This window comes from Streptomyces sp. ISL-66 (assembly GCF_018614135.1).
Lineage (GTDB): Bacteria > Actinomycetota > Actinomycetes > Streptomycetales > Streptomycetaceae > Streptomyces.
Map to the genome: position 1 here is coordinate 1 of NZ_JAGGOW010000106.1, position 19,522 is coordinate 19,522.

The following is a 19,522-nucleotide window of genomic DNA, read 5'->3' on the forward strand; positions in this document are numbered from 1 at the left end:
GGGCGGCTCCGTCGGCTCGGCGCCCAGCCCGCCCGCCGCCCCCCTCCCGGGCGGCGGGGCGAACACCGGCCCGGCCGGCGGGTCGGGCGTCCTGCCCGGCGGTCCCGGGTTCACCGGCGGCGTCATGCTGCCCCCGCCGGCAGCCCCGGGCGGGGCCACGTGCAGCGCCGAGCAGCTCGGGGTGTCGGGCAGCGCCCGGCCCCCGGAGGCCGACGGCAAGGTCTACGGCAGTTTCAAGGTCACCAACGTCTCGGTGCGCGGCTGTACGGTCGTCGGCCCGGACACCGTGACCGCGGCCCCGGCGGCGGAGCCCGGGACCGGCAAGGACAACGCCGGGGCGCCGGCCGTGGCCGTCGTCGGCCACACCGCGGGCGATCCCGCGACGGGGCTGCCCGCCCCGTCGGCGGACGCCCCGCTGGTGCTGCTCGCGCCGAACGCGGCGTACGAGGTCCGCTTCGCCTGGGTGCCGCCCGAGCAGGGCTGCCCGGAACCGGCCGCCTCCGCGGGACCCAAGCCGCCGGGCGGATCCGGGGACACGGCTTCGGGCGCGGGCGCCGGTACGGGAGCGGCTGCGGACAGCGGCGCGGGCACGGCCAAGGAGCCGGAGACCCAGCCGGTGCCTCCGGCCGATCCGGTCGCTCTGGCCGTGTCCCACACGCCCGGCACGGCGCTGCCCGGCGCCCCGACCACGCAGACGACGATCCCCGAGGCGTGCGGGGGGACGGTCTACCGGACGGGCGTCATCCCGCTGGCGGAGCCGCAGAAGCCGTAGCGGACGTAGCTCCCGCCGCGGGCACGACGGGCACGGCGGCGGCGGTCGCCGGGTCCTCCAGCAGGCCCGCCTCCGCGTCCCGCAGGGTCTCCACCTCGCGCCGGTAGAGCCGGAACCACATGAACAGGACGAACGCGGCGAAGACGAACCACTCGCCGGTGTAGCCGAGGTTCTGGAAGGCCTTCAGGTCGAGCCCGGTGTTCACCGGGGCCTGAGCCGGCACCGGGGTCAGGCCGTCGGCCGGGGTCTGCACCGTCAGCCAGGCGTCGTACAGGCCGTAGGGCACGATGTTGACGAGCGAGGCCGCCCCGATCACGCCGAGCTGCCCGGCCGGGAGCCCGCCCGAGGAGTAGACGCCCTTGCTGCTGGAGCTCTCCGAGGCCTGCAGCGCCCCCGTCACCTCGACCCGCCCGGTCGGCGCGGCGGGGGCCCGGCCCGCGTCCGCACCGCCCGGCAGCCAGCCCCGGACCACGGGGACGGCCTTGCCGGTGTCGGTCTTGAGCAGCGTCAGGACGTAGAAACCCGACTTCCCGTCGAGCCGCCGCTCGGGGACGAGCAACTGGTCGGCGTACTCGCCGGAGACGGAGGCGAGCCGCCCGGAGGTGTTCTTGTCCACCGGGAGCAGCGAATCCAGCGGCGCGGCCGGCCGGTCGGCGGGGCGTGCGCCGGCCGCCTCCTCGTGGCTGTCGACGCGGTCCTCGAAACGGCCGAGCTGCCAACTGCCCATGAACAGGCAGAAGGGAACGCCGAGAGCGACGAAGACGTTGATCCCCCACCAGCGCGGGGTCAGGAGAAACCGGTGCACCCCACCACCGTACGGGGGGTGCACCGGCCCGCGGGTCCCGGGGTCAGGCCCGCGGAAGGTGCTTCAGCGCGAAGTCGAGCTCCATGCGGACCTGCTTGATGCGCTCCTCCACGACCAGCGAGCCGTGCCCGGCGTCGTACCGGTACACCTCGTGCACCGCGCCGCGCGCCGCCAGCCGGTCCACGTAGGTGTCGATCTGGCGGATGGGGCAGCGGGGGTCGTTGACGCCCGCCGCGATGTGCACGGGCGCTTTGACCGCGTCCACGTACGTCAGCGGTGAGGAGGCCTCGAAGCGCTCCGGGACTTCCTCGGGCGTGCCGCCGAAGAGGGTGCGGTCCAGGGACTTCAGCGCCTCCATCTCGTCTTCGTACGCGCTCACGTAGTCGGCGACCGGCACGGCGGCCAGCCCCACCGCCCAGGCACCGGGCTGCGTGCCGAGGCCCAGGAGCGTCAGGTAGCCGCCCCAGGAGCCGCCGGACAGGACGAGGCGCGCCGGGTCGGCGAGGCCGGAGTCCACCGCCCACTCCCGGACCGCGGCGATGTCCTCGAGCTCGATCAGGCCGACCCGGTGCTTGAGGGCGTCGGTCCACTCGCGCCCGTACCCGGTGGAGCCGCGGTAGTTGACCCGCACGACGGCGAAGCCGTGGTCGAGCCAGGCCGCCGGGCTCGACGCGAAGGCGTCGCTGTCGTGCCAGGTGGGCCCGCCGTGGATCTCGAACACGGTTGGGAAGGGGCCCTCGCCCTGGCCCGCGGGCCGCTGGGCGAGGGCGTGGATCCGGCCGCCGGGGCCCTCCACCCACACGTCCTCGACCGGCACGGAGCCGGGCGCCCGGAAACCGGGCGGGTCGAGCACGACCCCGCCCGCCGTCGACCGTACGACCGGGGGCTCGGCCGCCGAGGACCACTGGTACTCCACCGTCCCGTCGGGCCGGGCCGTCGCACCCGAGACGGTGCCCGGCGGCGTGTCCAGCCGCAGCAGCGTCCGCGCGGCCAGGTCGTAGCGGAACAGCTCGCTGCGGGCCGCGTGGCTGTGCTCGATCAGCAGCGCGGAGCCGTCCGGGTACCACTCGGCGCCGACGTCGCCCGGCAGCTCGACGTCCAGCTCCTCCTCGGCGCCGGTGGCCACGTCCCACACCAGCGGCTCCCAGCGGCCGCGCCGCTGGTGGCAGACGAGCAGCCGGGTGTCACCCGCGACGGGCGCGAAACCGAGCGTCGCGAGGCCCAGTTCCACGGTGCCGCCCTGGGAATCGTCCAGCTCGGCGACGGTGGCGCCGTCCAGGGTGAGCACGCGCAGCGCGCAGTGCATCGCGTCGCCGTGCTCGGTGTGCTCGACGGCGAGCAGGGTCCCGTCGCGGGACAGGTCCCCCACATGGGCCGACTCGCGGTGCCGGTAGGCCACGGCGGGCGCGGTCCCGTCGGGCCGCAGGACGTGGATCGTGGTCCCGTCCTCGTCGGTGGAGCGCCCGACGACGTGCGTCCCGTCCCGCCCGATGGCGAGCCCGGCGGGGTACGAGGACTCGAGCCCGGGGGTGGCCGGCTCGTCGGGGCCACCCGCGAAGGGCTGACGGACCCAGGTGCCGAACTCGTCGCCGTCGGTGTCGGAGAACCACCAGATCCACTCCCCGTCGGGGGAGAGGGCGCCGTCGGTGGTGCCGTTGGGGCGGTCGGTGACCTGCCGCTGCGAACCGGTGGCCCGGTCCCAGGCGTAGATCTCGTAGGTCCCGGTCGCGTTGGAGACGAAGATCGAGCGGTCGGGTGCGTCCTCGGCCCACTCGGGCAGCGCTACGCGCGGAGCCCGGAAGCGCTTCTCCCAGTCGGGCATGGAGGTGGTGGTCACATCGCTGTCGCTGGTCATGCCACCCATTCTCGCGGCACGACGCCGCGGGCACCGATCGCTCCGGTACGGGTGAGGGGCGGGACGGTCTCCCGTCCCGCCCCCGCGTACGCCGTCTCCCGGTGGGTCAGCGCCGGCCGCTGGCCGCCCCGGTGCCGGTGAGCCACTTCTTCATGGCCTTCGCGCTGGGCCGTTCGACGAAGCGGTGCACGAGCCAGGAAGCGAGCAGCATGACCGCGAGGATGCCACCGAGCAGCGGCCAGGGCGCGATGTCGGTGTGCAGGCGCCGGACGATCTCCCAGCCCAGTTCCTCGTGCAGCAGGTACAGCGGGAACGTGAGCGCTCCGGCGGTGGTCAGCCACTTGCGGTTGAAGAAGCGGAGCCGGCCGAGGGCCACGGCCAGCACGAGCAGGTAGAACACCGTGACGACGGCGAGGCAGACGGTCCAGGAGAGCTGGTGCTTCACCGAGCCCTCGGCCGTCTTCATCAGGGCGGGCAGCTGGTTCTGGGCGAGCAGCCAGGACAGGCCGAGCAGCAGCCACAGTTCGGGCTTGGTGCCGAACCGGCGCATCAGGAACATCACCACGCCGGCGACGAAGAACGGGGCGGCATCGGGCATGGCCATGAGCTTGATCAGATCGATGCCGGAGTGCGGTGCCAGGACGGACATCAGCAACCAGATGCCGCAGAAGGCGACGACGCGGCGGTAGGAGAGGCCGAGCGCGGCGACGATGCCGAACAGCAGGTAGAAGCGCAGCTCGGTCCAGAGCGTCCAGTAGACGGGGTCGATGTCACCGACGCCCATCGGTTCCTGGAGCATCGTCAGGTTCGAGAGGATCTTGGTCGGGGTCAAGCCGGTCTGCTTCATCCCGTGGGACCAGAGCATCACGCCGGCGGTGAGCAGGACGGCGAACCAGTAAGCGGGGTAGAGCCGGATCACCCGGGAGATCGCGAACTCCTTGACCGTGCGTCCCCAGCAGGACATGCAGATCACGAAGCCGCTGATCAGGAAGAACAGCTGCACTCCGAGCCAGCCGTACGAGGCGATCGGGTGCGCCGTCGGGAAGACGACGGAGGTGGACTTGCCCCACACCGGCGTCGCCCAGTCGTCGAAGGCGACGAGGTGGAAGGCGACGACGATCAGCGCGGCGACCAGGCGCAGCCCGTCGAGCGTGTAGAGGCGGCCGCTCCGGGCGGGACCCGTGGCGGGGCGGGAAACCGCGGTACGGACGGGTATGACGGCGGGGACAACTGGAGTGGTCATCAGCGACTGTTCTGTGGGACGGGGCTCGTCACGAGGGTCGCGTCGGGCGCCAGGCGGGCGAGGAAGGGGCGGCCGGTGGAGTCGGAGGCCAGGGCGGCCTGGCCGACCACGGCACCCTTGATGCTGCTCCAGCGGGGGGTGGCGCGTGTTTCGAGGGTGGCCAGGCTGGTGCCGCCGTCGTTGTTGCGGGCGGCGACGAGCACCCCGTCGCGGAGCGGGTGGAGCGTGAGCGGTCCGTAACCGCGGCCGGCGAGGTCGAGCTTTCCGTCGGTCCAGGTGCGGCCGTCCGCCGCGCGGCGGTGGAGCTGGGGACGGGCGGTCTTCGGCTGGCGGAACACCAGGAGCAGCGAGCCGTCCGGGCGGGCCAGGACGGTCGGCGGGTCCGCGGGGGCGGGCAGGCCGGTGGGGACCGGGGCGAGGTCCTGGCCCGGCTGGTCGTGCGTCCAGTGGTGGACGGTGTCGTGCCCGGCGGCCAGGAGGTGGACGCGGCCCTTGGCGTCGGTGGCGGCCGTCAGGCCTTCCTGGACCTCGGCCCCGCCGAGGTCGCGCCAGTTGCTCCAGGTGGTGTCGCCGCGGCGACGGATCCGGGTGGAGACGCCCTTGGACCAGTTGCGCGCGAAGAGGTGGACGGTGCCGTCGCCGGCGACGGCCACCACGGGCGCGCCCGTGCGGCGACCGCGCTCCGGGTCCTTCTCGGGGTTGCCGAGCGAGGTCCAGGCCCCGAAGGGCCCACCGGTCTCCCGCTGTTCGGCCATGACGAGCTCGCGCAGGTTCTCCTGGGCCTTGGCCCCGAGACCGGCGACGCGCTGGGCGTACAGCTGCCAGCGGCCGTCCTCGGTGAGGACCGCGGACAGCCCGGGCAGCAGCCCGTCGCCGCCGAGCAGCGCGGGCTTCCCCCAACTACCGCTGCCCGGCCCGGACTCCTGCCACATGGCCGCCTGTCCGCCCAGGACGCAGAAAGCGGTGAGGCGGCCGTCCGGGGCCTGCTGGATCCGGGGCGCCGCGGTGGGCTGGCGCTGGGAGGTCCGCTGGAGCCAGCCGGGACCGTAGGAGCGGTCCTGGCCGACGTCGTAGTCGCCGCAGCCGGCCTCGAAGTCGCAGCGGTCCGGTGAACCGCCGTAGGCGTTGAGCACGTCGGCCTTGGCGCGCTGGATCTGGGGCGGCAGATTGTCCGGCCACCGCTCGTTGTAGTACCCGCGGTAGCTCACGACGGTGTGCGAGCGGCCTTCGCCGGGGCCCTTGTAGCGCTCCAGGGCGGCGTACGCGAACAGGGCCGCGGCCGTGTGGTCCGGATGGTCGGAGTAACCGGGCTGGTCGTGGTGGGCACGGTTCTTCGCGTCGTGGACCTGGGAGTCGGGGTCGGGGTCGAGGGTGCGGACGAGCGTGGGCTTGTGTTCGTTCAGCAGGGCGGCCAGGTTGGCGATCAGGCTCTCGCGGGTCACCTCGTGCGAGGCGGTGACGGGGGAACCGGTGGAGGCCAGGGTGCTGGTGGACGCGGCAGGGTCCGACCACAGCACCGGGAGGGCGTTGCTCTGGCCGCCGCCCGTGGAGTGCTGCCGGACGCCCAGGAAGACGAGCTGGACGCCGGAGTGCCCCTCGAGGGTGTCCACCTCGACGAGGGTCCCGTCCTGCAGGGCCTTGGCCTCGATCTTCCAGGGCGCCTGGTCCTTGCCGGTCGCCATCAGCGCGTAGGCCTGGCGCAGGCCCTGGCGGCGGGCGCCCGCGTAGCCCGGGACGTCGGGCTGGGGCGGCGTCTTGGAGCCGGGGACCTTGTTGACGCCCGAGCTCTCGCCGCAGTTGACGTACACGCTGACCAGCCGGTCGTTGTCGCTGATCGACTGCTGGAGTTCCGGGTTCATGAAGTACAGGTCGTCGTCCGGATGGGCCACGATCTGCATGATCCGCGCGCCGCTCATACCGTCCTTCGCCGGGGCAACGGAGGCCCGGCCGGGCGCCGGTGCCTCGGAGGGGTGCTTCTTGCCGTCCGGACCGCCCGTGCAGCCCGCGGCGGCGAGAGCCAGGAGACCCGTAACCACGGTGCGCCGTGTGGGGGGTCGTGCGGTCACGGTGCTTCTCCCATGGTTACGCGGATCGCTCGAAGCGGCTGGGGACGGGGTAGTACGCGTCGAGGAACGGCCGCAGGAGGCTGCTGCTGGTTTCGAAGTCCTCTTCCGTCGAGAGCGTGTCGTTGAGGCAGAACACGTCGCGGTCGCGTGCGAGGAGCAGCCGGTCCAGGCGGTTGGCGGCGTTGGGCAGCGACACGTCGATGTACATGTACTCCAGGTCGCCGGCCAGTGCCCGCCCGGTGTGGAAGGCGTAGTAGTGGTGCAGGGAGGAGGGTATGGCGATGTCCTGCGGGCTGCGGAAGCGGTTGGCGGCGGTGGCCCGGTGCTGCTCCGCGAACTCTTCCTCGATCTCGGCCAGGACGGTGCGGCTCAGGGCGTGCGGCACGTGCCGCATCTTCTGCGTCGGCGTGGTTCCGAAGCGTGCCTGGATCAGCGCCCGGTTGTTCTTTCCGGCGACGGAGACCGGCACGTCGTCGACGGACGGCGGGCCCAGGGGCACCAGCGCGGGCGAGGGGAAGAACTGGGTCAGGCCGTTGGCGAGGAAGAACCCGCCCGGGGCCATCTCCCGGCCCAGGAACACGTCGTCGTTGAAGTACAGGAAGTGCTCGGAGAGGCCGTCGATGCGGTGCAGCTGGCTCTCGATGGCGTGCGAGTTGAACGTCGGCAGCACGGACGGGTCGGCGAATATCTCGCGGTGGCTGACGACCTTGATCCCGGGCTGCTCGGTGTCCAGCCAGTCCGGCGTCTGGTCGTCGGTGACGAGGTACACGTTGCGGACCCACGGGGCGTACATGGCCAACGACCGCAGGGAGTAGCGGAGTTCGTCGTGGTTGGCGTAGCGGGCCGCGTTCGCCGCTTCGGCGTGGTAGTCGGAGCCGGAGAACTGGGACCGGCGGCGCAGCCATGCCGGTTCGGTTCCGTCGACCCAGGTGTATACGACGTCGACGGGGAAGGTGATGTCCCGGGGGAGCGTGGTCGTGAACTCCGGACGCGTGCGCACCGTCATGCCCGTGCTGGTGCTGCTGCCCCAGGGAGCCGTGAACACGGTCGCGGGGACCTCGACGCAGGCTCCGTCGACCGGCACGGACTCGGTGATGGAGTTGCGGCGGGGGGCGACCAGGCGGTCGCCCTCGACGGCCCAGAATTCGATGTCGCAGCCGTGCTCGGGCCCCAGGACCAGGTTCTGGCCCGGGTCGGTCCGGTACCAGAACAGGCGCAGGGCGCGGGCGCGCGCGAACCGGCGCCAGTTGGCGGCCTGGTAGGCGGGCAGCACGCGCTTGTCGTCGGGGCCGATGGGGCCGAAGTAGGCGGGCACCGTCCGGGTCAGCTCTTGCAGGGCGGTGACGGCGCGGGCGCGGTCGGAGGCGGCGACGGCCACGGTCGAAGCCCGGCGCTCCTGGTTGCGCACGCAGAAGTAGTCGACCCCGGCGGCGGCGAGGGCCTCGGTGACGGCACCGAGGCCGATGCGGCGGGTGGCCTCGGGTGACAGGCCGGCGTCCACGAAGGTGATGCGCGGGCGCCCGCCGACGGTCATGACGAGGGCACCGGACCCGGCGACGAGGGAGCGGTGCACGGTGGCGAGGTGGGTTCCGCGCACCTTGCCGAGCATCTGGCCGACTCCGAGGGAGCCGATGGACTGCTTGACGCGGCGGCGGGCCTCGGGCGAGTAGCGGTCGGCCACCACACGGCGCAGGCGGTCGGGGGCCACCTTGCGGTAGAGGCCGACGAGGGCGGAGCCCTCGGCGTTGGGCCGTCCGTTGCGGGGTGCGGCAGCCTTGGCGGTGACCGCCTGCTTCAGCGACGGTACGGTCACGATGCCCTGCGCCTCATCCCTGTTCCTCCGGTCGGCCGTAGCCGTCACCTATCATGCTGACTTAAAGGAAACATATATGTTCGATAAGATTCAAGAAGACCCCAAGCGAATGCAACGCGTCACAGGGCGCGCCGACAACGGGACGTAGCGGCATTTCTCTTCGCCCGGTGACGGACGTGCGGCAAGCGCAATCAAGCGGGTGCACGGGCCTGGAGCCTTGACCGGACGTCACGCGCGCGGGGGTATCGCCACAGGAGAGACATGGGTGCGCCATGAGTGAAACCTTGCTGTCCCATGCGGTGGGAGCGGTCAAGCGCGCTCGGCGTACGGCCGGCCGGATTCGCCGTCGTGTGGAGCGGATCGACACCGTGCCGGCCCTGGGCGGCAGGGGGAGGTCCGGGCCCACGCTGAAGCCCGTCCACCTCTCCGTGCTCGGCGGCCGCACCTTCAACCTCGCCGTGCCCGTGCCCGTGCCCGTGTCCTCGTCCGGGACCTCTGCCGAGATCATCTCGGCGGTGCTCGTCTTCGAGCGCGGGGACCAGCGCCAGAGCGTCCCGATGGAACGGGAGTCCCAGGGGCACGGACCGGCGCTGTTCACCGTGACGGCCGGGCTCCGCCACGCCCGTCACGACGCCCCGGAGGCCTCCGGCCCGCGGCTGACCGACGGTGTGTGGAGGCTCACAGTCGAAACGGCCGATGCCGACGGGCGCGAGGAGCGCTTCGGCATCACCGCCCCGGCCGCCCACGCCTCGTCCGGCCCCACCCTCTCCACGTCGCCCAGCCCGACGTCGGGCGCCGTGTTCCGGCCCGTGCGGTCCGTGGACGGCCAGGCGATGATCAAGGTGGCGGGCCCCCGGCTCGGAGCCGAGCTGACCGCCTTCGACCTGCGCTGGGACCGGATCTCCGTCCGGGGCCGGTTGCTCGCCGGCGCTTCCCCGACCGCCTTCACGGCCGAGGCCGTGCGTCGCGGCGGCACGGCCTCCGTCCCCATCCGCACCGAGTGGGACGGCGACCGGTTCGCGTTCGACGTGCCGCTCGACGCCATGTCCAAGGGGCGGGGCAAGAGCGTGTGGGACATCCAGCTGCGGTCCGGCCGCAGCCGGATCAAGATCGGCCGTCGTCTCGGCGACGTACGCAACCCCAAAAAGGTCTTCCGTACACCGTTCCGCACCATCGCCACCGAGGAAGGTGCGCTGCTGCGCGTGCACGCGCACCTCTCAGCCGCCGGGAACCTCGCCGTGAGCAGCACTGTCATACCCACCAAGGAAACCGCCTGATGAAGATCACCTTCCTGCTCACCTGGGGCGACGAGATGGGTGGCACCGAGATGGCCACCTACACCCAGGCGGCACACCTGACCCCGCGCCACGAGGTCGAGGTGATCAGCGTCTTCAAGACGAGGCCCGAGCCCTTCTTCTCGGCCGGCCACGCCATCCCGCGCCGTTACCTCGTCGACCGCACCGGCCCGTACGGGCGCCCGGTGCGCGAGACCGCTCTGAGCGAGGAGGTCTGCCGGACGCTCACCTCCCTGCCGAGCGAGATCGTCCGGCCGGCCTGGGAAGCCACCTTCGACCGGCTTTCCGACATCGAGATGACCAGTGCCCTGGGTTCGCTCGACACCGATGTGCTGATCACCACCACGCCCGCCCTGATGGCGGCCGCCGCGGAGCTCGTGCCCTCCCGGGTGGTCACCGTGCACCAGGAGCACCGCGCCTCCCAGCTGCGAGGCGTCAGCGGCGAACCGCTGCTGGTCTACGCGCCCCGGATCGACGCACTGGCCTCCCTCACCGATCGCACCAAGGACTGGTTCGCCGACTCGCTGGGCGCCACCGCCCCCGAGCTCGTCGCGATCCCGAACGCGGTCCCGGACGGCTTCCGGCCCCGGTCCGACCTGGACGGCAAGACCATCGTGCTGGCCGCCCGGATGACGCCCGAGAAGCAGCTCGACCACGCCATCGAGGCCTTCGCGTCCATCGCCGACGAGCACCCCGACTGGTCGATGCGGATCTTCGGCGACGGGCCCCAGGAGGTGCGCCTGCGGCGGATCATCGACGGCCTCGCCCTGCACGACCGCGTCCTGCTGCTCGGCCGCTCCTCCGAAATGGAGCGGGAGTGGGCCAAGGCCGGTCTGGCCCTGCTGCCCTCCCGCAACGAGGCGTTCCCCCTCGTGCTCCTGGAGGTCTTCGCCGCCGGAGTCCCGGTCGTCGCCTACGACATCGTCACCGGGCCCGCCGAGATCATCCGGCACGGCGTCGACGGCCTGCTCGTCCCCGCCGCCGACAAGGCGTCCCTGGCCGTGGCCATGTCGAAGCTGATGGGGGACGACGAGACCCGCCGGGCCTACGGCAAGGCCGCCCGCGAGGGCGTCTACGAGCGTTTCAGCGGCGAGCGGATCACCAAGGAGTGGGAGGGGCTCTTCGAACGTCTCGTCGCCCGCCGCGACTCGCCCGCCCGGCTCGCCGCGCGCGCCGACCGCACGGCACTGCGGATCGCCGCCGGCGGTACCCGCACCTTCAACGTCGCCGCGCCCATCAGCGTGCTGGCGGGCTCGGCCGACGAGCAGAAGGCCCGCGAGGTCATGATCCAGGCCCAGGACCGCTCCGGCACCCTGGTCCGTTCCGCCGGCCGGCTGGCCGAGGTGCGCGACGACGTCCTCGCCTCCCGCATGGCCGAGTGGAACCTCGAGCTCACCACCGACGCGCTGACGGCGCACGGCATCCCGTACGTCCTGCTGCGCGACGGCGGCACCTCGTACCGCATCGCCGTCGAGGCCGAGCGCCGCGAGGCGGTGCTCGCCGCCCTCGCCGCCGACCTGCAGGGCAAGCCCGTCTACGCGGAACTCGTGACGCCGCGCGGGGCTGCCCCGGGGGCGATCCTCGCCGAGCGGCTGAAGTCGGCCGGCGACGTCGCCGGCCTGCGCGTCTTCAAGCCGGTCGTCACCGAGAGCCGGACCCTGCGCTACGGACCCGCCTTCGCGTGCGCCGTGGAGTTCTGGGACGAGGAGCCGGAGGACGCCGAGCTGCCCGGCTGGCGCGCGGCTCCGCGCGGCTCCACCCTCGTCGGCCCGCGCCTGCCCTCGCTGGAGGCCTCCGCCACGCTGCGGGTCGCCGAGCGCGAGTACCCGACGGCCGCCGCCTTCGACGGCCACCTCATGTGGGAGGTCGGCTTCCCGATCGACGTCGTCTACACGTGGGTGGACGACAGCGACCCCGCGTGGCGCGAGCGCCGCGACACCGCCAAGCGTGAAGCGGGCCTCGCCACCGCCGACGGCGGCGCGGACAGCGGTGACGTGCGCTTCCGCAACCGCGACGAGCTGCGCTTCTCCCTGCGGTCGTTGGCCATGTACGCCCCGTGGGTCCGCAACGTGTACCTCGTCACCGACGACCAGACGCCGGACTGGCTGGACACCGAGCAGCCCGGGATCAAGGTCGTCAGCCACCGCGAGATATTCGCCGACCCGTCCGTGCTGCCGACGTTCAACTCGCACGCCATCGAGAGCCAGCTGCACCGCATCGACGGCCTCTCCGAGCACTTCCTCTACCTCAACGACGACGTGTTCATGGGCCGCCCGCTCAAGCCGTCCTCGTTCTTCGCCAGCAACGGCATGAGCCACTTCTTCCGGTCGCCCACCGCCATCCCGCCCGTCGAGCTGGCCGAGACCGACGAGGGCTACTTCGCCGCCGCCAAGAACAACCGCACGTTGCTCGAGCGGAAGTTCGGCCGCACCGCCACCCACGGCTTCCTGCACACGCCGCACCCGCTGCGGCGCAGTGTGCTCCAGGCGATCGCCGAGGAGTTCCCCGAGGAGATGGGGGCCACGGCGGCGAGCAGGTTCCGGGCGTCGACGGACCTGTCCGTCACCTCGTCGCTGCACCACCACTACGGCTACCTGACGGGCCGGGCGATGCCGTCGACGATCACCTGCTCGTTCATCAACGCGGGCAACTACGAGCACCACACGCGGCTCAGCCGCCTGCTGGCCACCCGCAGCCACAGCGTGTTCTGCATCGGGGAGTCGGCCGACGCGGCCGTGCCGGTCGACGAGCAGGACCGCGTGCTGCGCGCGTTCCTGAACGCCTACTTCCCGGTGCGCTCGCCGTTCGAGAAGGACTGAACCCGGCGCTCCGCCGCTGACCGCGGTCCGACGGCCCCCGTTCCCGTCGCCCTTCCCGTCCCCGTTCCCCTCCACGCGGAGGGGAACGGGGATTTCGCGCGGCCCGGTGCGGTCCCCGCGGTCGTAGGGTGGCGCCATGCGGATGATCGTCCGGGGCGCCCGGCTGCTGCACAGCGAAGGCCTGTACGACGTCGAGGTCGCGGAGGACGGCCGGATCGCGCGCGTGATCCCGTACGACGACCAGAAGGAACCACCGGCGACGGGGGTGCTGATCGAGGCCCACGGCGGCCTCCTCAGCGCCCCCTTCGTCGAGCCGCACATCCACCTCGACACCGCCCTGACGGCCGCAGAGCCGCGCGCGAACGCCTCCGGGACGCTCTGGGAGGGCATCGCCTGCTGGAGCGAGCGCAAGCGGACCCTGACCCACGAGGACGTCGTCGCGCGGGCCACCGAGGTGCTGCGCTGGCAGGCGGCGCAGGGCGTCCTGCACGTCCGTACCCACTGCGACGTCACCGACCCCGCGCTGACCGCGCTCGACGCACTGCTGGAGGTGCGCGACCGGGTCCGGGACGTCATGACCGTGCAGATCGTCGCCTTCCCGCAGGAGGGCATCGTCTCCTTCCCCGACGGCGCGGCGCTGCTGCGCGAGGCGGTCCGGCGCGGCGCGGACGTCGTCGGCGCGATCCCGCACTTCGAGGACACCCGCGAGGACGGGGTGGCCTCGCTGTCCCTCGCCTTCGCGCTGGCCGAGGAACGGGGCCTGCCCGTCGACGCGCACTGTGACGAGATCGACGACGAGCACTCCCGGTTCGTGGAGGTGCTGGCGACCCTCGCGCTGCGCTCGGGGCTGCGCGAGCGCGCGACGGCCTCGCACACGACGGCCATGGGCTCCTACGGCGGCGCGTACAGCTTCAAACTCCAGCGTCTGCTGTCGCGTTCCGGGATCAACCTCGTCTCCAACCCCTTCGCCAACCTGGGCCTCCAGGGACGCTTCGACGCCTATCCCAAGCGCCGCGGCCTCACCCAGGTCAAGGAGATGCTGGCGGCGGGAGTGAACGTGGCCTTCGGCCACGACGACGTGATGGACCCCTGGAACCCGCTGGGCACCGGCAACCCGCTCCAGACCGCCCTCGTCGGGATCTACGCCGCCCAGCTCACGGGAGCCGACGAGATCCCGGTGGCCTTCGAGATGGTGACGGAGCGCGCCGCGCGCGTCCTCGGCCTGACGCCCCGCGAGTACGGCATCACCGAGGGCGCCCCGGCCTCCTTCGTCCTCCTGCCGGCCGACTCGCCCACCGAGGCGGTCCGCCGCCAGGTCCGCCCGCGCTACGTCGTCTCGCGCGGCACCGTCCTCGCCGAGACCCCGGCGGCTCCGGCCCGCCTGCTGGCCTGGCCGGGAGAGCGCGGCCCCTCCGAGGTGGACTTCACCCGGCGGATGTGACCGGCCGCCCCACTACGGGACAGCCCTTAGGCTGACCGGCATGACTCCTTTGACTCCTGCGACCCCCATGACCGCCGCGGCATGGGCGCTTGACACTCCGTCCGGCCGGGCCGCGCGGGAGATCGCCGCCGAGTACGCGGACGGGGCGCTGCTGAACCACTCCGTCCGCTCGTACGCCTTCGCGGCCGAGTACGCGGACCGCCACGGTCTCTCGTACGACCGGGAGCTCCTCTACGTCAGCGCGCTGGCGCACGACCTCGGCCTGACCGCGCCGTTCGACAGCCACACGCTGCCCTTCGAGGAGGCGGGCGGGCACGTGGCCCGGGTCCTCACGGCGGGACTGGGTTGGCCGGCGGAGCGGCGGGCGCGCGCCGAGGAGATCATCGTCCTGCACATGCGGGACGACGTGACGGCCGCCGAGGACGTGGAGAGCCACCTGCTCCAGGTCGGCACGAGCGCGGACGTCTCCGGGCTGGGCCTGGCCGACTTCGACCCGGCCTTCACCGCCGGACTGCTCGCCGAATACCCGCGTCTGGGCTTCGGTGACGCGTTCTTCGCGCTGGTCGCGGACCAGGCCGTGCGCAAGCCGCAGTGCGCGGCGGCGGCCTATGTGGCGGGCGGGGCGAAGGAGCGGATCGCGGCGAACCCGCTGGACCGGCAGGGCTGACACCGTCCCGGCCCGCCGCCCCGGGTTTTGGGGGCGGTCGGCCGGCTGTCCGTGCTATCGGTCAGATCCGATCTGCTCTCGTCTGCTCTCGTCTGTTCTGGTCTGTTCTGGTCTGTTCAGACGGATCAGAACAGTCCCAGTGCGTTGTCCAGGGACCAGACCTGCCATCCCACCGCGAAGAACGCGGCCACGGAGATCAGGGCCATCATCAGGTTCTGCCCCTGCTCGCCCCAGTCGTGGATCATCAGGACGAGGTAGATCAGGTTGAGCAGCAGTCCGGCGACTAGGGCTATCGGGGTCAGGAAGCCGGCGATGAGGCCGAGCCCGAGGGCCAGTTCCGCGTAGGCGACGAGGTAGGCCATGAAACGCGGATAGGGCCTCACGACGAGGTCGAAGCCGCGGGTGACGAACCCCCAGCGGTGCTCGGCGGCCACGCCCGCCGCCCAGCGGATGCCGCCTCCGCCGAACCAGTCCTTCTTGTCCTTGTGCCGCCAGCTCTCCAGCCACCACAGCCCGAGCCCGATCCGCAGAACGGCGACCCATTCGGGCCCGCCGAGCCAGATGGTCTGCATCCCCGGTTCCTTCCCTCGCGTATCCCTGAGGACGTAACTGACGAGCCGTCAGTTTCAGGGAACGGGCCCCGCGTGGCAAGGGGTCGCGGGACCGGCCCACCGCATCGCCCGTACGGAGCCGAGGCGTAACCGCGCACGCCACAAGGCATCCTGGGGCCGTGGAGACTCACAAACACGCTCAACTTCCCGATGCCGCGGGCCGGATGGTCGTATGCGGTGACGACGGGCTCGGCCGCAGGCTGGCCGCCGAGCTCCAGGAGGTCTACGAGGAACGGGTGACGCTCGTGGTGCCGCCCGCGAGCGGTCAGCCGTTCGCCGTGCGGCGGCCGTCTCGGCGCGGGCTGCTCGCGTGGGTCCCGTCGGCCCGGATGCGCGTACCGGCGGGGGAGCGGCCGGCGGCGAGTGAGCTGCGGGTCCTGGAGGCGGCGGAGCCGGACGAGGAGGTGCTGGCCGCCGCGGGGGTGGCCGGGGCCGCCGCGCTGGCGCTCGTCTACGAGGACGACGACACGAACGTACGGGCCGCCCTGGTGGCCCGCCGGCTCAACCCAAGGCTGCAGCTGGTGATCCGGCTCTACAACCGCAAGCTCGGCCAGCACTTGGAGGAGCTCCTCGACCAGGCGGCGATCGTCGCCGAACCGGGCACCGACCTGCGCGAGCTGGACTCCTCCACGACGGTGCTGTCGGACGCCGACACGGCCGCCCCCGCGCTCGCGGCCAGCGCGATCGCCGGGACCAGCAAGGTGGTCCAGGCGGACGGGCTGCTGCTGCGCGCGGTGGAGCGTACGCCTCCGGGGCGGGGCGAGGTGGCCGACCCCGGGCTGTGCACGCTCGCTCTGCTGTCGGCCACGTCCAACGACCCGGCCGGCAGCGAGGGCGCCGAGTTCAGCGGCGAACGGGGGCCGCAGCTGCTGCCCGATGACCGCCAGGTGGCGGCCGCGACGGGGCGGGGCATCGTAGCCCTGGAGGCAGTGGCCCATGCGGGACAGGCACGGGCGGCGTCGCGGCTGAGCGCGGCGTCGCTGCCGGTGGCCTCCCTGTTCTCGCGGCGGCTGCGCTGGTCGCTGGCCGGCATCACGGCGGCGTTGGCCGCGCTCGCGGTGGCGTCCTGGCTGACCACGGGCGACCACCCCCTGCACGCGGCGTACATCACCCTGCTCGACATCTTCGCGATCAACGACCCGGCGGTGGAGGAGCCGGCCGAGCGGCAGGTGCTCCAGATCCTGGCCGGCTTCGTCGGCCTGCTCCTGCTGCCGGTCCTGGTGGCGGCCGCACTGGAGGCGCTGGGCGCGTTCCGCACCGCGACGGTCCTGCGGCGCCCGCCCCGCGGGCTGTCCGGCCACGTCGTGCTCCTCGGGCTGGGCAAGATCGGGACCCGCGTCCTGGCGCGACTGCGGGAACTGGAGATCCCGGTGGTGTGCGTGGAGTCCGACCCACAGGCCCGCGGCCTCGCCCTGGCCCGCCGACTGCACGTCCCCGTGATCTTGGGAGACGTCACCGACGAAGGCGTACTGGAGGCCGCCCGCGTCCACCGGGCGCACGCGCTGCTCGCGCTGACGAGCTCCGACACCACGAACCTGGAAGCCGCGCTGTACGCCCGCGCCGTCACACCGGATCTGCGGGTCGTACTGCGCCTGTACGAGGACGACTTCGCGACCGCCGTCTACCGCACCCTGCGCGCCGCCCACCCGGCCGGCCTCACCCGCAGCCGCAGTGTCACCCACCTCGCCGCCCCCGCCTTCGCCGGGGCGATGATGGGCCGGCAGATCCTCGGCGCGATCCCGGTGGAGCGCCGGGTGCTGCTGTTCGCCGCCGTCGACGTGGCCGGTTACCCGCGACTGGAGGGCCGCACCATCGCCGAATCCTTCCGCCCCGGCGCCTGGCGGGTGATCGCCCTCGACACGGCGTCTCCCGAGGACCGTCGCCCCGACTTGGCATCCGCCCGCACGGAGGACCCCGCTCGGCGTCCAGGGCTGGTCTGGCAGCTGCACCCCGGCTACGTCCTGAAGGCCGAGGACCGCGTCGTCCTGGCCGCCACCCGCCGCGGCCTCGCCGAACTCCTCGGTCGGACCAGTGCCCGCCTCCTGGAGCCCGACGCGCGGTGAACGCGTCAGGAGGACGCGTACGGCGGCGCATTGCCGGTGACCGGCAGCCTTGACGTCGCCCTGATGCCGGTGGCGGCGCGGCCCTCAGCGCATGTCACCCTTGTCCCCGCGTCGAGGACGCGTCAAGGAAGCGGCAGAGACGCGTCATTGAGTAGTCATTGAGTCGTCATGGAGCCGTCAGATCGGGGGAGAGCCATGGCCGAGGGCGCCGCACCGCCGGAGCACATGGCCGGGTACGCCGAAATCCTGCTCGACGCCTGCGTCACGGGTCGTCGGCTCACCCGTGCCGAGCTGGAGTCCCGCAGGGCGCAGGGCACGCGGGCGGCGGAGGCGGGACTGGCCCTGCGCGGGCTCATCCGGGACCATCTGGCCGCGGCGCGGGAGTTGCAGCCGCGGGTGGCGTCCGGGTCCGTGGGTCCGCTGCTGGCCGCTGTCGAGCAGGCGGTGGACGCCTTCGCGGAGGGGTACGAGCGGGCGCAGCACCAGGCGGTGCGTCAGGAGGAGGCCGCACGCCGGGAGTTCGTCGACGACCTGCTGTACGGGCGCAGTGACCTGGGGAGGCTGGCGGAGCGGGCCGCGCGGTTCGGGCTGCGCCTGTCGCAGGCCCACGCGGTCGCGGTGGCCCAGGGCCCGGAGCCGTACGGTGACGGCTACCCCGTGGCCCGGGGGATCGAGGAGACCGTCCTGGCCCGGTTCGGCAACCGGCAGATCCTGCTGACCACGAAGGACGGCCGGCTGATCTGCGTGGCCCCCGGCGACCAGCCGGACGTGCTCGCCTTCTTCGCGAAGCAGGCGTACGCCGCCACCGGTGGCGGGCGGGTCGCCATAGGCCGTTCCCACCAGGGGGCCGGCGGGGTCGTCCACTCCTACGAGGAGGCCCTCAACGCCCTCGACCTGGCAGAGCGGATGGCGCTGGAGGGACCGGTACTGCACGCCGCCGACCTGCTGGTCTACCCGGTCCTGACCCGGGACCGCCAGGCCATGGCCGACCTGGTGGAGAGCGTGCTGGGCCCGCTCCGCAACGGGCGCGGCGGCGCCCAGCCCTTCATCGACACGCTCACCGCCTACTTCGACAGCGGCTGCGTGGCGACCGAGGCGGCCCGCCGCCTGTCGCTGAGCGTGCGGGCGCTGAGCTACCGGCTGGAGCGCATCCGGACCCTCACCGGCGCCGACCCGACCGACCCCGTGAACCGGTACACCCTTCAGACCGCGGTCATCGGCGCGCGCCTGCTGGGCTGGCCGGGCGGGGCCGGGGGCGGGGCCTGAACCCGGGCCTGGGCCGGGCCTGAACCCGGGCCTGAACCCGGGCCTGAACCCGGGCCTGAACCCGGGCCTGAACCCGGGCCTGATCCCGGGCCTGAACCCGGGCCTGATCCCGGCTGCCACGCCTCGGTCCCGGTGCGTTAAAGCAGCGTAAAGATTGCCGAAGGCAGGCAATGTGCGCGGTCGGGTCGCGGTGGCACGATCCCGATGTCCGGCGGAAACGCCAGCCACGCGGGGAGGTGCTCATGGGCTTGTTCCTCGGTCTCGGCATTGCGGGGATCGTGCTGCTGGCCGCCTCGCTGGTGTTCGACGGAGTCCTGGAGGGCGTCTTAGACGGCGCTCTGGACGGACTGTTCGACGGCTGGCTGTCGCTCCCGGTGGTCGCGGGCTTCGTCTCGATGCTCGGTTTCACGGGGGCGATCGTGCTCGGGTCGACGGGACTCGGGCCGGGAGCGGCGACCGCCGCCGGAGCCCTCGCGGGCGCGGGGGCCGGCTGGGCGACGTACCGGCTGAGCCGGGCCCTGCTGAGGGACATCAGCGGGGCCGCGCCCCGGCAGGAGGACCTCGTGGGATCGACGGGGACCGTGGTGACCGCCATTCCGGCGAGCGGCTACGGCGAGGTCCTCCTGCGCCTGGCCGGGCAGCCGGTGAAGTACGCCGCGACCGCCGACGGCCCGCTGGAACGTGGCGCCGAGGTGTGGGTCACGGCCGCACCGTCATCCACCTCCGTCAGCGTCCGCGCCGTCGAGCACTGAGACCGCCCTCCACGCGTTCATCCACCTGTTCAGCGACCCGTTCAGCCACCTCTT

At 72.8% G+C, this 19,522-nt stretch carries 13 protein-coding genes and 1 pseudogene; 8 read left to right on the forward strand and 6 right to left on the reverse strand.

Annotation, left to right across the window (positions count from 1 at the left end):
• A pseudogene (locus tag J7E97_RS20445) lies at window positions 1–772 on the forward strand (hypothetical protein); the annotation flags it as partial.
• Here J7E97_RS20445 and J7E97_RS20450 read toward each other — a convergent pair.
• From J7E97_RS20450 to J7E97_RS20470, 5 genes are all read right to left on the reverse strand, one after another.
• Complete coding sequence (locus tag J7E97_RS20450; protein WP_215029246.1) at window positions 741–1,577, reverse strand: SURF1 family protein; 837 nt, start codon at window positions 1,575–1,577, stop codon at window positions 741–743. The pseudogene J7E97_RS20445 and the gene J7E97_RS20450 sit on opposite strands and share 32 nt — an antisense overlap.
• Window positions 1,578–1,620: 43 nt before the next feature.
• A complete protein-coding gene (locus J7E97_RS20455) occupies window positions 1,621–3,432 on the reverse strand; it encodes a prolyl oligopeptidase family serine peptidase (protein WP_374224197.1) in 1,812 nt (603 codons plus the stop codon).
• A 106-nt stretch (window positions 3,433–3,538) separates the two neighbouring features.
• The gene (locus J7E97_RS20460; protein WP_215029251.1) at window positions 3,539–4,675 is read right to left on the reverse strand and encodes an acyltransferase; all 1,137 of its coding nucleotides are present in this window, start codon (window positions 4,673–4,675) and stop codon (window positions 3,539–3,541) included.
• The gene (locus J7E97_RS20465) at window positions 4,675–6,741 is read right to left on the reverse strand and encodes a PIG-L family deacetylase (protein WP_215029254.1); all 2,067 of its coding nucleotides are present in this window, start codon (window positions 6,739–6,741) and stop codon (window positions 4,675–4,677) included. Before J7E97_RS20465 ends, J7E97_RS20460 begins: the two co-directional genes overlap by 1 nt.
• 16 nt (window positions 6,742–6,757) lie before the next feature.
• A complete protein-coding gene (locus tag J7E97_RS20470) occupies window positions 6,758–8,539 on the reverse strand; it encodes a stealth family protein (protein WP_215029289.1) in 1,782 nt (593 codons plus the stop codon).
• 287 nt (window positions 8,540–8,826) lie between these two features.
• Here J7E97_RS20470 and J7E97_RS20475 point away from each other — a divergent pair, with 287 nt between their 5' ends.
• From J7E97_RS20475 to J7E97_RS20490, 4 genes are all read left to right on the forward strand, one after another.
• Entirely contained in the window at window positions 8,827–9,831 is a 1,005-nt protein-coding gene (locus J7E97_RS20475) for a hypothetical protein (RefSeq protein ID WP_215029257.1), read from the forward strand.
• Window positions 9,831–12,668, forward strand: coding sequence for a stealth conserved region 3 domain-containing protein (locus J7E97_RS20480; protein WP_215029260.1), 2,838 nt, complete (start codon window positions 9,831–9,833; stop codon window positions 12,666–12,668). Before J7E97_RS20475 ends, J7E97_RS20480 begins: the two co-directional genes overlap by 1 nt.
• Before the next feature lie 136 nt (window positions 12,669–12,804).
• Entirely contained in the window at window positions 12,805–14,109 is a 1,305-nt protein-coding gene (gene codA / locus J7E97_RS20485; protein ID WP_251054867.1) for a cytosine deaminase, read from the forward strand.
• A gap of 40 nt (window positions 14,110–14,149) precedes the next feature.
• Window positions 14,150–14,776, forward strand: a complete 627-nt coding sequence (locus J7E97_RS20490; RefSeq protein ID WP_251054868.1) for an HD domain-containing protein — start codon at window positions 14,150–14,152, stop codon at window positions 14,774–14,776.
• 125 nt (window positions 14,777–14,901) lie between these two features.
• Here J7E97_RS20490 and J7E97_RS20495 read toward each other — a convergent pair whose 3' ends face one another.
• Window positions 14,902–15,348 carry a DoxX family membrane protein gene (locus J7E97_RS20495; RefSeq protein WP_215029263.1) on the reverse strand — a complete coding sequence of 149 codons (447 nt, stop codon included), beginning with the start codon at window positions 15,346–15,348 and terminating at the stop codon, window positions 14,902–14,904.
• Window positions 15,349–15,551: 203 nt separating this feature from the next.
• Here J7E97_RS20495 and J7E97_RS20500 point away from each other — a divergent pair, with 203 nt between their 5' ends.
• The 3 genes from J7E97_RS20500 (at window position 15,552) to J7E97_RS20510 (ending at window position 19,468) form a co-directional block, all read left to right on the forward strand.
• Window positions 15,552–17,450 carry a TrkA family potassium uptake protein gene (locus J7E97_RS20500; RefSeq protein ID WP_215029298.1) on the forward strand — a complete coding sequence of 633 codons (1,899 nt, stop codon included), beginning with the start codon at window positions 15,552–15,554 and terminating at the stop codon, window positions 17,448–17,450.
• Window positions 17,451–17,645: 195 nt separating this feature from the next.
• Window positions 17,646–18,716: a CdaR family transcriptional regulator gene (locus J7E97_RS20505; RefSeq protein WP_215029266.1), complete on the forward strand. Its 1,071-nt coding sequence runs from the start codon at window positions 17,646–17,648 to the stop codon at window positions 18,714–18,716.
• A gap of 242 nt (window positions 18,717–18,958) precedes the next feature.
• On the forward strand, window positions 18,959–19,468 hold the full coding sequence (locus tag J7E97_RS20510; protein WP_215029268.1) for a hypothetical protein: 510 nt from the start codon (window positions 18,959–18,961) through the stop codon (window positions 19,466–19,468).
• Window positions 19,469–19,522 lie beyond the last annotated feature (54 nt).